Here is a 12,744-nt window from a genome sequence, read left to right as displayed (position 1 = left end):
GCCCCGAGTCATTTTTTGACTCGGGGCTTTTTTATTTAACACAACACTTGAGCTACAGGCACTCAATTATTTCTGTCAGACGTTGACTATTTCTCTAAAACATCCGCTAAAGCCGCTAAACATAAGGTCACATTTTCAGTTCTTGCCGCATAGCCCATTAAACCAATGCGCCATGCTTTACCGGCAAAACCACCTAGACCAGCGCCAATTTCTAAATTATATTCATTAAGTAAGGTTTGGCGAGCAGCTGCATCATCGACGCCTTGAGGAATTAATACCGTATTTAATTGTGGTAAACGGTATTGCTCTTTAACAACAAACGCTATACCTAGTTTTTCTAATCCTGCTTTTAATTTTAGGTGTTGGTTTTTATGGCGTTGCCACGCATTTTCTAAACCTTCGTCTTGTAACATCACTAAAGATTCATGCAAAGCATAGAGAGAATTTACCGGTGCCGTATGATGATAACTACGTTTACCTGTACCGCCCCAATAGCCCATAACCAACGATAAATCTAAAAACCAACTGGGCACTTTAGACGTTCTATTTGTTAATTTTTCAACCGCTTTAGTACTGAAGCTAATCGGTGATATGCCAGGCACACAAGATAAACATTTTTGGCTCCCCGAATAAATAGCATCGATTCCCCAATCATCAACCTTTAGTTCAACACCGCCTAATGAGGTCACTGCATCGACGATAGAAAGCGCTGAATTTTCTTGTGCTATGGCACATAAGGCTTTTGCATCAGACAATACGCCGGTAGATGTTTCCGCATGAACAAAGGCTAAAAATTTAACATCGGTATTGTCTTTAAAAGCTTGTTTTACTTTATTAACATCGACAGGCGTTCCCCACTCATCGTTTATAACGATGGCTTGAGCCCCGATGCGTTGAACATTTTCCACCATACGCGAACCAAAAACACCATTTACACAAACAATCACTTTTTCGCCTGGTTCCACTAAGTTAACAAAACAAGTTTCCATACCTGCCGAGCCTGGCGCTGAAACCGCCATCGTTAATTCATTCTTGGTTTGAAATGCGTATTGTAGTAATGATTTGATTTCGTCCATCATCTGCACAAACTCTGGATCTAAATGACCTATGGTCGGACGACCTAAAGCAGATAAAACACGAGGTGAAACATCACTAGGACCGGGGCCCATTAAAGTACGAGGAGTTGGATAGAAAGATGTAATTGTCATAGTTAATTCTCTTATCGACATTAGGCATTAGAAGTATGAGGCACATATACCCGCTCATTTTCAGAACGCAGGTTGCTAGAGTGTATTTTGAATGGTAACGGGTCTAACACCTAAATTTCAATAAAAAATTATCTATAACGGCCATTTAGCCCAATGATACCCATAATAAGCAGCCATGATTAATAGGTTATTAATCATATTAACGTTGGATATGTTTAGGTTGAGGTGTTATTATGCTGCGCCTTTTATGATGATTGAATTATTTTTATTGTTGTAAAGGTTCATTGTTGTTTTTGGTCGCAAAAAACAACTCAACTAACTCTTTAATATTAGGTATTAAAAAAATGACTGATTTATTTACTTTAGAAGCTGAAGTTCGTACTGACCTAGGGAAAGGTGCGAGCCGCCGCCTACGTCACGCAAACAAAGTTCCTGCAATTTTATACGGTGAAGGCCAAGAGCCGATTTCTTTAACGTTAGAGCACAAAAATGTTTACCGTGCACAACAAGAAGAAGCATTCTACTCTCACGTTTTAACTGTAAACATCGACGGTAAGCCAGTTGAGTGTCTTTTAAAAGACATGCAACGTCATCCGTTCAAGCAACTTGTAATGCATTTAGATTTCTTACGCATTGATGCATCTCATGCAGTTCACGTTAACGCTCCTATTCACTTCCTTAACGAAGAAGAAGCAGAGAAAAAAGGTGGCAAAATTACTCACCAGATTAACGAAATTGCGATTAGCTGTTTGCCTGCTGACATTCCAGAATTCATCGAAGTTGATGTTGCTGATTTAGAAGTTGGTCAAACATTGCATTTATCAGACGTTACTTTGCCTAAAGGTGTAACATCTGACGAATTAGCAAAAGGCGAAGATCATGATCAAGCTGTTGTTTCATTAAATGCACCGAAAGGCGTAAGTGAAGAAACTGATGAAGCTGAAGAAACTGAAGCTACTGAATAATCATTAAGTATAAGCTTAAATGACTATTCAACTAGTTGTGGGCCTGGGTAATCCAGGCCCCGAATATACAAAAACTCGTCATAATGCCGGAGTTTGGTTCGTCGAAGAACTTGCTTCTCGCTACAACATCTCCCTCAGACCAGAAAAAAAATATTTCGGACTTTACGGCAAAGGCCTAATAGGTGACGAAGTTGTTCATTTGCTTGTTCCAACAACGTTTATGAATAGAAGTGGTCAGTCTGTAGCGCCTCTTGCAAATTTTTTCCGTATTCCCGTCGATAATATCCTTGTTGCTCATGATGAGTTAGACATGGAACCGGGCGTCTGTAAAATTAAAAAGGGTGGCGGGCACGGTGGACATAACGGCTTACGCGATATTATTTCGTGTCTGGCTAATAACAAAGAATTTTATCGGTTACGCATTGGTATAGGCCACCCAGGTCATAGAGATCGCGTTACCGGACATGTACTTGGCAAAGCACCAGCTATTGACCAAGACAAAATAGATCAAGCGATTGATGAAGCAAGCCGATGTATCGACATCTGGCAAACAGATGATTTAAAGAAAGCTCAAAATCGTTTGCATTCATTCAAGCCGCTATAACTAAACTTTTAAAACAATTTTGCAAAACAATTAAGGTATTATCATGGGATTCAAATGCGGTATTGTTGGCTTGCCCAACGTAGGTAAATCAACACTTTTCAATGCATTAACAAAAGCAGGTATTGAAGCAGCTAATTTTCCATTTTGTACTATTGAGCCGAATACGGGTGTAGTGCCAGTGCCCGACCCTCGTTTAGATGCATTAGCCAAAATTGTAAACCCTGAACGTGTTCTAGCAACGACTATGGAATTTGTTGATATTGCTGGTTTAGTGGCTGGTGCTTCGAAAGGTGAAGGTTTAGGAAATAAATTTCTTGCTAACATTCGTGAAACCGATGCAATTGGTCACGTTGTGCGTTGTTTTGATAACGACAACATTATTCATGTTGCCAATAAGGTTAGCCCTAGTGATGACATAGAAGTGATCAATACTGAGCTGGCTTTGTCTGATATGGACACAGCAGAACGAGCAATTTTTCGCTTAGCGAAGAAAGCAAAAGGTGGCGATGCAGACGCTAAATTTGAAATGCCGGTATTAGAAAAGATATTAAAGCATGTTGAAGAAGGACATATGATACGTTCTTTAACATTGTCTAAAGAAGAAAAAGCAGCAGTAGACTACTTAAACTTTTTAACACTAAAACCGACCATGTATATCGCTAATGTGAATGATGATGGTTTTGAAAATAATCCTTATCTAGATCAAGTTCAAGCAATTGCTGATGCCGAAGGTGCTATTGTTGTTGCTGTTTGTGCTGAAATTGAAAGCGAATTGTCTGAAATGGATGATGAAGACCGTGTTGAATTTATGGCTGACCTTGGACTAGAAGAACCTGGGCTTAATCGTGTTATTAATGCTGGTTATTCTTTGCTTCACTTACAAACCTATTTCACGGCAGGTGTAAAAGAAGTACGTGCATGGACAGTAAAGCAAAATGCTACCGCTCCACAAGCTGCTGGTGTTATTCATACCGACTTTGAAAAAGGCTTTATTCGCGCAGAAGTTATCGCCTATGATCACTTTATCGAATTTAATGGCGAGTCAGGGGCTAAAGAGGCCGGTAAATGGCGTTTAGAAGGTAAAGAGTACCGTGTTAAAGATGGTGATGTTGTTCACTTCAGATTTAACGTGTAATGTTTACGCTTTAACGCGAATAACTTAAATAGTAAAAGGAGCTTCGGCTCCTTTTTTGTCTTTCAAAATAAGTTATTATCCGTCATTAAAATGTAAAAAAATGACTGCAAAAGAAAAAGATATAAATAAAAAACAATGAAAACAATAGACTACTTAATTTAAAAAATTTAAAAATATCTTGTTTTATTTCTAAAATATACCACAATTATCATAATACCAATCTGATATAAGTTGAAATTATCAACGTCAGACCAACAACCTATTACTTTAATAAACAATAAAAAGGCAGACCATGAAAAAAACACTCCTACTTGCTAGCTTAATTGCCGCTTCAGTAACTTTTGCCCCTGTGACTAAAGCCGATAATATATCTCTTCGTATTTGTGAATACGTTGCGGCAAATGATAAGAACCGCTTACGTTCATTTATGAAACAAAATAAATTAAAAATTCGTACACTTTTTGGTAGTATCGAATGTAACGGCCAAAATTTATTAGTTTTTGCTGCATCTAATAGCGCTTTAGAAACAGGTGAATTTATTATTGGTAAAGTTCCTTCAAAAGAAGTGGCTAAACATATCGCCGATATTGGTAAATACTCAAAACATTTAGAAGAAGAAGCAAAAGAACGCGTAAAATAATCATTATTTGATATCTACGGTTCTTTAAAATAAAGCAAGAACTTAGCGTTCTTGTTTTTATTTTAAAGAGATTGCGCTTTCCTAGAATATTAAACGCCCAATTTGTAGACTAAACAAGCAAACAGAAAGAAATTAGCATTTATTATAAAAAAACGGTTGACGTAGCCTAAGCAGATTTGCATAATACGCGCCACTTGCTGAGAGGCAATACGGAAAGGCTACATAGCTCAGCTGGTTAGAGCACATCACTCATAATGATGGGGTCCCAGGTTCAAATCCCGGTGTAGCCACCATTTAACTCTTAGTAGTGAACGTAGTATTAGAAAAAATGCGGGTTTGGCGGAATTGGTAGACGCGCTGGATTTAGGTTCCAGTATCGAAAGATGTGAGAGTTCAAGTCTCTTGACCCGTACCATTCTAACTAACATTTATCATCATGATATTTGTTAGAAAGTAAGTAACATTGCAGGGGTATAGCCAAGCGGTAAGGCAGCTGGTTTTGATCCAGTCATTCAGAGGTTCAAATCCTCTTACCCCTGCCACTTTCTTGTTTAACATTCCTTTTTTAAAACTCAATCAGTCTTTATTAAAACTAATATTAAACATAATAAGTGTCATATTTACTTGTTATTTAGAATACCTACAGGGGTATAGCCAAGCGGTAAGGCAGCTGGTTTTGATCCAGTCATTCAGAGGTTCAAATCCTCTTACCCCTGCCACTTTATTGTTTAAGATTCCTTTTTTAAGAAGTAATTAATCTTTATTAAAAAAATAGTAAACATTACTGAGTGACATAATAATTATTTGAAATATCTACAAGGCTATTAACGCTAAGTATTATTAGAAACAATGCGGGTTTGGCGGAATTGGTAGACGCGCTGGATTTAGGTTCCAGTATCGAAAGATGTGAGAGTTCAAGTCTCTTGACCCGTACCATTCTAATTAACAGATATCATCATGATAGTTGTTAGAAAATAAGTGATATTACAGGGGTATAGCCAAGCGGTAAGGCAGCTGGTTTTGATCCAGTCATTCAGAGGTTCAAATCCTCTTACCCCTGCCATTATTTTCAAATCTTACCTTAAACACCCAATACATTTTATCTTGATACTTAATCTCTTACTGCATTAAAAAATTTCTTTTAAGACCCATTTTTACTTCAACTTATACACCACAAGCGTAAGCTAAAGCCTTATTTTTCAAAAAAGGTATCTTATTAGCCATATTCAGCCCTAGGTTTCGAAAGAGTTTAATGGCTGGTGATGGGTGGCTGAACGTTGCATACAGTGAATCCATAGTCGTCATCATCAAAAGATTGTCTAATCGTCGCTTAGATTCATAGCGTGATAAAACCTCAGGTAAGTGCCAACACTCATTATTACCAATCGCACTGGCTATGACGGTTTGCAAAGCCTTAACATCTTTAAAGCCAAGATTTACCCCCTGCCCTGCCATAGGATTAATGGTATGCGCTGCATCACCTAATAATAATACTCGACCTTTTTGATAAGTATTAGCATGTCGACGAGTCAGTGGGAATGCTCCTTTATTAATAACCTTTATTTGGCCTATTCGTTGCGGAAATTTTTCAATGATTTCACTTTGCAGTTGTTCATTAGATAAAGCCGACAACCTTTTTATCTCGCTTTTTTGATGATACCAAACCAAGGAAGCATAACCACCTAATTGACTTTCTCCTGGTAACGGTAAGAAAGCAATTGGGCCAGTCTGAAAAAATTGTTGCCAGGTAATATCTTGTTGTAAATGCTGAGTTTCAACATTTACAAGCATTGCTGATTGCTGATAATCCCAACCCGTTATACCTATATGAGCTAGTTTTCTTACTTGTGAATGAGCGCCATCAGCCGCAATTAATAATTGAGTGGTAATTTGTTCTATTTCGCCACACTCTTTTTCAGCCGATTTAATTGCCAAGTTTACTGCTATTTCATTTTGATGTTCAATAAAGCTTTCTAAACTCGCTGGTGCAAATAAAGTCACCTTGCTGTGAGTTTTAATTTGCTGCCATAAGGCAAGCTGGACTAGGCGATTTTCAATAATATGGCCAAGATGGGATTGCCCAATATCATCGGCGTTAAACTCGGTATAACTTGCCTGATTTTCCCAAACACCTAATCGTTTATAAGGACACATTCGCCATTGTTTTAATTGTGGCCAAGCGCCCAATTGTGTCAACAAATGCTCAGAAGCAAGCGATATAGCTGAAACACGTAAATCTAGTGCTTGTGTTTCATTAAAACAGACAGGCTGCTTTGGTTCAACAACCGCTACAGTTAACCCTAAGTTTGCCAAAGATAACGCACTAGCCGCGCCAACCATTCCACCACCAACAACTACACAATCAAAATTGCTCATAAAATTTACACTTTTTATTTAATGATTTTTCAAAGTTATTCTAACCAACCTATATCATTTATACGAATATTATTAATGGTTGCGGTCAATAATTAAAATCAGATAGACACACGCCATTTAAAGTTGAATCGGGTACTGGCGTCAAGCGTCAAGAAGGAGTAAAATATGCATCCTTAAATTGAACTAACAGTGAAGCAATAAATTTCATGTTAGTGTGTCTAAATTTTTAAATATTTAATGAGTGGAAAGTTAATGAGTAAAAAGCTATATATCAAAACTTGGGGTTGCCAAATGAACGAGTATGACTCGCAGAAAATGGCGGAATTATTAGACTCAACGCATGGTTTTGTATTGGCTGAAGAAGCTGAAGATGCTGATGTCATCTTATTAAACACTTGTTCTATACGCGAAAAGGCACAAGAAAAGGTTTTTCATCAGCTAGGGCGTTGGAAACATCTCAAAGACAATAAACCCGGTTTATTAATTGGTGTTGGTGGCTGTGTTGCTTCTCAAGAGGGTGATGCTATTCGCCAGCGTGCGCCTTATGTTGATATGGTTTTTGGTCCACAAACATTGCACCGCCTACCTGAAATGATCCAACAAGTTACTGGTGATCATAATCCTGTTGTTGATGTTAGCTTTCCTGAAATTGAAAAGTTTGATCGTCTTCCTGAACCTAAAGCTGATGGCGCTAGCGCTTTTGTGTCGATTATGGAAGGCTGTAGTAAATACTGTACCTTCTGTGTTGTACCTTACACACGCGGTGAAGAAGTCAGTCGTCCGCTTGACGATGTATTATATGAAATAGCTCAACTTGCTGCACAAGGTGTACGTGAAGTTAATTTATTAGGACAAAACGTTAATGGCTATCGTGGTATTACGCACGATGATGAAATTTGTCGCTTTTCAGAGTTATTGCGTTTGGTTGCTACTGTTGATGGCATTGACCGTATTCGCTATACAACATCACATCCGATTGAATTTACCGATGATATCATTGAGGTTTACAAAGACGTTCCTGAGCTAGTAAGTCACCTACATTTACCGGTACAAAGTGGTTCAGATAGAATTTTAACGCAAATGAAACGTGGTCATACTGCATTAGAATATAAGTCACAAATTCGAAAATTAAAGAAAGCACGTCCAGATATTTGCATGAGTTCAGACTTCATTATTGGTTTTCCTGGTGAATCGGATGCTGATTTCCAAGCAACAATGGATTTAATTAAAGCGGTAGATTTCGATTTAAGCTTTAGTTTTATTTACAGTGCGCGCCCTGGTACACCAGCAGCAGATATGATTGATGATATTTCCGATATCACTAAAAAAGAACGTTTAAAAGTGCTTCAAGACCAAATTACCCATCAAGCATTACGTATTGCACGTCAAATGTTGAATACGGAACAGCGTATCCTTGTTGAAGGTCCTTCAAAGAAAAATCCGATGGAATTACGCGGTAAAACAGAAAATAACCGCACGGTTAACTTTATTGCTCCTCACACCGTCATTGGTCAATTTGTTGATATTAAAATTACTGATGTTTATGCTAACTCGCTGCGCGGTGAATTAGTGCGCGAAGAAAGTGAAATGGGCTTACGCATAGCGTATTCTCCACAAGACATCCTAGCCAATAGTCATCATACGAGCAAAAGTAGTAACATCGATGAGTTAGGTGTTGGTAGTTTTACGCCTTAATGATTAAAACCTTAGCCTATAAAAACGGATATAAATTTGACTACAAGTATTAGCAAACAATTTGACTTAACACCGCTTGATAATAATCGCCTAGCGAATTTATGTGGTTCAATGGACGATAACTTGAAAACCATTGAACGTCGCCTTGGTGTGAAAATAAGTTACAGCAGCAATGCATTTAAAGTGATGGGCGCACCCGCAAATTGTGAAGCTGTCATTGTCTTGCTTAAGAATTTATATATTGAAACAGCAACCGTAAAAAATGAGCTAAGAGAGATCACAGAAAAAATGGTCCATCTTGCTATTTTAGACGCCAAGGTGCTTGAGCAAGAGCCCACTAAAGTTGATGTTGATTTCGACAAGTTAGTGACCATAAAAACCAAACGTGGTGTCGTCAAGCCTCGTAATCCAAACCAACAAAGTTATGTACATAACATTATGAGTAATGACATTAGCTTTGGCGTTGGTGTTGCGGGTACGGGTAAAACCTATTTAGCCGTTGCTTGTGCTGTTGAAGCCTTAGAAAAGCAAGAAGTTAGACGGATTTTGTTAACACGCCCAGCCGTTGAAGCGGGTGAAAAATTGGGATTCCTTCCAGGTGATTTATCACAAAAAGTGGATCCTTACCTGCGCCCATTATATGACGCACTCTTTGAAATGCTGGGTTTTGAAAAAGTTGAAAAGCTTATCGAGCGCAATGTCATTGAGATTGCTCCTCTTGCCTATATGCGTGGTAGAACATTAAATGATGCTTTTATAATTCTTGATGAGAGTCAGAATACGACCGTAGAACAAATGAAAATGTTTTTAACCCGTATTGGCTTTAATGCCCGTGCTGTTATCACCGGTGATATTACCCAAGTAGATTTACCACGTGGTGCTAAATCAGGCTTACGTCACGCGATTGAAGTACTTGACGATATTCCAGGCATTAGTTTCAACTACTTTGAATCAAAAGATATTGTCCGCCATCCGGTTGTGGCTAGAATTGTTGATGCATATGATGCTTTTGAAAAAAAAGAAAAACGTTTAAAAGATGAAAAAAGAAATAAAGCGGCGCTTGATGCAATGGATAATCAATAGTGGCAACACTACTCGATCTTCAACATGCTTGTGATGCCAAAAATTTGCCCAGCAATGAACAATTTCAATCTTGGGTAAATATCGCTTTAAATAATGATAAAACAGATTTTGAACTTACCATACGTCTCGTTGATGTTAAAGAAAGCCAATCTCTGAACTTACAGTATCGTGGAAAAGATAAACCGACCAATGTTTTGTCATTTCCTTTTGAGGTACCAGCAGAAATTGAACTAGACTTACTCGGTGATTTAGTAATTTGTGCTGACATCGTCGCCCAAGAAGCCGACGAACAGCACAAAGCACTGCATAATCACTGGGCTCATATGGTTATTCATGGCTGCTTACATTTATTAGGTTACGATCATATTGATGAGGTTGAAGCCACAGAAATGGAAGCACTGGAAAAAAAATTACTTAAAGCACTCGATATATCCGATCCTTATATTATAAATGAATAAATTTATCCTTTATAATTCATAGATAAATAACCACTTACTACTTGAATTTACTTTCGATTGATTAGAAAATAAGCAACAAGTTAACCTTACAGGAAATAAATAAGCTCTATGAGCGATGACCACCCCCACTCTAGCAACGGCTCTGCAAATCGATCGATACTTGATAAAATAGTACAGGTCTTTACCGGAGAGCCCAAAAGTAAAGACGAATTGGTTGATGTATTAAATGACGCTGAAGACCGCGACTTAATAAAACCAGAAACCAAGTTAATGATCCAAGGTGTATTAGAAGTTTCTGATATGCGAGTGCGTGATATTATGATCCCAAGATCGCAAATGGTCACGCTTGATATTAACGATCCGATTGAACATTCTTTACCGATCATATTAGAGTCTGGTCACTCTAGATTTCCTGTTATTAACGACGACATTGATCACATTGAGGGGATTTTACTCGCTAAAGATCTGCTCGCTTACGGCTTTGGTCAACAAGAAGAATGCATCATAGCCAAAATAATTCGTCCATCGATTATTGTTCCAGAAAGTAAAAGAGTTGAACCGTTATTACAAGAGTTTCGTTCGCAGCGTTATCATATGGCAATTGTTGTTGATGAATATGGTGGCGTTTCTGGTGTTGTGACCATTGAAGATATTCTTGAATTAATTGTTGGTGAAATTGAAGATGAAACAGATGATGAAATTGAACTAGATATTAAGTATCTTGCCGGTAATGTTTATCAAGTTAAGGCATTAACAGAGCTTGATGACTTCAATGAATATTTTAATACTGAGTTTGATGGCAACGATGCCGATACGATTGGTGGTGTAGTGTTACATCAATTTGGCCATATGCCTAAAAAAGGTGAAATAATGACGATTGGTGATTTTGAATTTAAAGTCACCGCTGGCGATAATCGCCGTATCCAAAGCTTACATATTACGATTCCAAAAGACCATAAAATCAATGGAAAGATAGTCGACTAACCTCAATGGCGATAAAAACACTAGGCACTCGCCTACTAAAGCGACTACGCGACAACTTATTTAATAAGCGTAACTGGCTCAGCTTCATTGCTGGGCTTAGCTTAGTGCTGGCCTACGCACCATTTTCATTATGGTGGCTGATGCTTATTGTGCTGCCGTTATTTCTCCATTCTATTAATGGTACTGATGTAAAGACAACTACTAAACAAGGTTTCATCTTTGCACTTGGTTGGTTTGGTAGCGGTATTAGTTGGGTGCATGTCAGTATCGATCAATTTGGTGGTTTACCACTATTTTTCTCACTATTATTGATGGTATTATTGTGTTGTTATTTGGCACTTTATCCAGCACTTGCTTGTTATTTATCAACGAGGTTTGCGCCAAAGAAACAATTCTCACTGTGGTTACTGCCACCCTGCTGGCTTATTTCAGAATATTTACGTGCTAACATCTTGACTGGTTTTCCTTGGCTTTCAATTGGCTATAGCCAAATCGATGGCCCACTAGCGAATTTTGCACCACTTATTGGTGAAATAGGGATAAGTGCTTTGCTGCTGGTAATTAGTATTGCGGTTATTAATGTTGTAAATAACTGCTATCGCAAGACACATATACTCTTATTGATTGCTGTGTGTCTCTCTGCTTATTTATTAACGAATGTTGCTTGGGTAACACCGACCAGCAAAAAAATCACCGCTGCTTTAATACAAGGTAATGTTGAACAATCAATGAAATGGCAGCCCGAAAAAGAGTGGCCCATCCAATTAAAATACCTAGATCACAGCCGAGAAAATTATGATGCTGACATAATTGTTTGGCCGGAGTCAGCAGTAACAGCATTAGAACTCGCAGCACAAGACTTTCTCAGCATGGCCGATAGATCTGCCGCACTTAATGATAGTGCTATTATTACCGGTATTTTAGATTACAAATATCAATCAAAAACCTATTTCAATTCACTGATTGTCATCGGTAAGAAAGAAAGCAACGACGATACTGGGCATTACCGTTATAACCATAGTAACCGCTATTATAAAAACCACCTGCTACCCATAGGTGAATTTGTGCCTTTTGGTGACGTATTAAGAAAAATTGCGCCAATATTTAATTTACAATATTCTTCTTTTACCCGAGGTGACTATATTCAACCCAACCTTGTTGCTAAAAGCGTTCATCTATTACCACTTATTTGTTTTGAAATTGCTTTTCCTGAGCAATTAGCTGCTAATTTTACCGACAAAACTGACATTTTACTCACGGTTAGTAATGACTCTTGGTTTGGCGACTCACATGGACCTCATCAACATTTAGACATTGCTCGCATGCGCGCTTTGGAATTTGGTCGCCCCCTGCTACGCGCCACCAATAATGGTGTAACAGCTATCGTTGACCACCAAGGAAATATTCAAGCCACACTGCCACAATTTACCAACGCTGTGCTTAAAGCTGAGCTTGAACTCGTCCATGGAAAGACTTTTTATAGCCAATATTGGCAACTTATTCACTGGTTATTACCATTAATACTATTAATTTTATTTTTCTGCCTTTATCCTATGCTCAATAAAAAAACATAAAAACAATAATACCTAGGATTTA

At 38.1% G+C, this 12,744-nt stretch carries 11 protein-coding genes and 6 tRNA genes; 15 read left to right on the top strand and 2 right to left on the bottom strand.

Annotated elements, in window-relative coordinates:
- Positions 1 to 86: 86 nt before the first annotated feature.
- Complete coding sequence (locus tag H4J67_RS09545) at positions 87 to 1,208, bottom strand: alanine--glyoxylate aminotransferase family protein (RefSeq protein WP_182203556.1); 1,122 nt, start codon at positions 1,206 to 1,208, stop codon at positions 87 to 89.
- A gap of 344 nt (positions 1,209 to 1,552) precedes the next feature.
- Between H4J67_RS09545 and H4J67_RS09540 the strand changes: the two genes are divergently transcribed.
- From H4J67_RS09540 to H4J67_RS09495, 10 genes are all read left to right on the top strand, one after another.
- Positions 1,553 to 2,173 (top strand): 50S ribosomal protein L25/general stress protein Ctc, encoded by a 621-nt coding sequence (locus tag H4J67_RS09540; protein ID WP_182171312.1) that lies wholly within the window; start codon positions 1,553 to 1,555, stop codon positions 2,171 to 2,173.
- A gap of 19 nt (positions 2,174 to 2,192) precedes the next feature.
- Positions 2,193 to 2,777: an aminoacyl-tRNA hydrolase gene (pth, locus tag H4J67_RS09535; protein WP_182171310.1), complete on the top strand. Its 585-nt coding sequence runs from the start codon at positions 2,193 to 2,195 to the stop codon at positions 2,775 to 2,777.
- Between the two features lie 43 nt (positions 2,778 to 2,820).
- A complete protein-coding gene (gene ychF / locus H4J67_RS09530) occupies positions 2,821 to 3,912 on the top strand; it encodes a redox-regulated ATPase YchF (protein WP_070376152.1) in 1,092 nt (363 codons plus the stop codon).
- A 292-nt stretch (positions 3,913 to 4,204) separates the two neighbouring features.
- Positions 4,205 to 4,552: a DUF3718 domain-containing protein gene (locus tag H4J67_RS09525; protein ID WP_182171308.1), complete on the top strand. Its 348-nt coding sequence runs from the start codon at positions 4,205 to 4,207 to the stop codon at positions 4,550 to 4,552.
- A 216-nt stretch (positions 4,553 to 4,768) separates the two neighbouring features.
- A tRNA-Met gene (locus H4J67_RS09520) sits at positions 4,769 to 4,845 on the top strand.
- Between the two features lie 37 nt (positions 4,846 to 4,882).
- Positions 4,883 to 4,967, top strand: a tRNA-Leu gene (locus H4J67_RS09515).
- 52 nt (positions 4,968 to 5,019) lie between these two features.
- Positions 5,020 to 5,094 (top strand) — tRNA-Gln (locus H4J67_RS09510).
- Between the two features lie 102 nt (positions 5,095 to 5,196).
- Positions 5,197 to 5,271 (top strand) — tRNA-Gln (locus H4J67_RS09505).
- 132 nt (positions 5,272 to 5,403) lie between these two features.
- Positions 5,404 to 5,488: transfer RNA gene (locus H4J67_RS09500), tRNA-Leu, on the top strand.
- Positions 5,489 to 5,540: 52 nt separating this feature from the next.
- Positions 5,541 to 5,615, top strand: a tRNA-Gln gene (locus H4J67_RS09495).
- A gap of 101 nt (positions 5,616 to 5,716) precedes the next feature.
- Here the strand turns inward: H4J67_RS09495 and H4J67_RS09490 are convergent.
- Positions 5,717 to 6,928 carry an FAD-dependent oxidoreductase gene (locus H4J67_RS09490; RefSeq protein ID WP_182171306.1) on the bottom strand — a complete coding sequence of 404 codons (1,212 nt, stop codon included), beginning with the start codon at positions 6,926 to 6,928 and terminating at the stop codon, positions 5,717 to 5,719.
- Positions 6,929 to 7,180: 252 nt separating this feature from the next.
- On the opposite strand from H4J67_RS09490, the gene miaB reads away from it, so the two are divergent.
- From miaB to lnt, 5 genes are all read left to right on the top strand, one after another.
- A complete protein-coding gene (gene miaB, locus H4J67_RS09485) occupies positions 7,181 to 8,623 on the top strand; it encodes a tRNA (N6-isopentenyl adenosine(37)-C2)-methylthiotransferase MiaB (protein WP_182203554.1) in 1,443 nt (480 codons plus the stop codon).
- Positions 8,624 to 8,659: 36 nt separating this feature from the next.
- Entirely contained in the window at positions 8,660 to 9,706 is a 1,047-nt protein-coding gene (locus H4J67_RS09480; RefSeq protein ID WP_220463203.1) for a PhoH family protein, read from the top strand.
- Positions 9,706 to 10,164, top strand: coding sequence for an rRNA maturation RNase YbeY (gene ybeY, locus H4J67_RS09475; protein ID WP_182171301.1), 459 nt, complete (start codon positions 9,706 to 9,708; stop codon positions 10,162 to 10,164). Before H4J67_RS09480 ends, ybeY begins: the two co-directional genes overlap by 1 nt.
- A 108-nt stretch (positions 10,165 to 10,272) precedes the next feature.
- Positions 10,273 to 11,148 carry an HlyC/CorC family transporter gene (locus H4J67_RS09470; RefSeq protein WP_070376146.1) on the top strand — a complete coding sequence of 292 codons (876 nt, stop codon included), beginning with the start codon at positions 10,273 to 10,275 and terminating at the stop codon, positions 11,146 to 11,148.
- A gap of 5 nt (positions 11,149 to 11,153) precedes the next feature.
- Positions 11,154 to 12,722, top strand: coding sequence for an apolipoprotein N-acyltransferase (gene lnt, locus H4J67_RS09465; protein ID WP_182171299.1), 1,569 nt, complete (start codon positions 11,154 to 11,156; stop codon positions 12,720 to 12,722).
- Positions 12,723 to 12,744 lie beyond the last annotated feature (22 nt).

This window comes from Colwellia sp. BRX10-4 (assembly GCF_014077465.1).
GTDB lineage: Bacteria > Pseudomonadota > Gammaproteobacteria > Enterobacterales > Alteromonadaceae > Colwellia_A.
This window is presented reverse-complemented; position numbering and strand designations above follow the sequence as displayed.

What these genes read in the sequence shown, in the direction of transcription:
- miaB (WP_182203554.1), top strand. Translation starts at nt 7,181, where the DNA reads ATGAGTAAAAAGCTATATATCAAAACTTGGGGTTGCCAAATGAACGAG.
- H4J67_RS09525 (WP_182171308.1), top strand. Translation starts at nt 4,205, where the DNA reads ATGAAAAAAACACTCCTACTTGCTAGCTTAATTGCCGCTTCAGTAACT.
- H4J67_RS09545 (WP_182203556.1), bottom strand. Translation starts at nt 1,208, where the DNA reads ATGACAATTACATCTTTCTATCCAACTCCTCGTACTTTAATGGGCCCC.
- H4J67_RS09490 (WP_182171306.1), bottom strand. Translation starts at nt 6,928, where the DNA reads ATGAGCAATTTTGATTGTGTAGTTGTTGGTGGTGGAATGGTTGGCGCG.
- H4J67_RS09540 (WP_182171312.1), top strand. Translation starts at nt 1,553, where the DNA reads ATGACTGATTTATTTACTTTAGAAGCTGAAGTTCGTACTGACCTAGGG.
- H4J67_RS09470 (WP_070376146.1), top strand. Translation starts at nt 10,273, where the DNA reads ATGAGCGATGACCACCCCCACTCTAGCAACGGCTCTGCAAATCGATCG.
- ychF (WP_070376152.1), top strand. Translation starts at nt 2,821, where the DNA reads ATGGGATTCAAATGCGGTATTGTTGGCTTGCCCAACGTAGGTAAATCA.
- lnt (WP_182171299.1), top strand. Translation starts at nt 11,154, where the DNA reads ATGGCGATAAAAACACTAGGCACTCGCCTACTAAAGCGACTACGCGAC.
- pth (WP_182171310.1), top strand. Translation starts at nt 2,193, where the DNA reads ATGACTATTCAACTAGTTGTGGGCCTGGGTAATCCAGGCCCCGAATAT.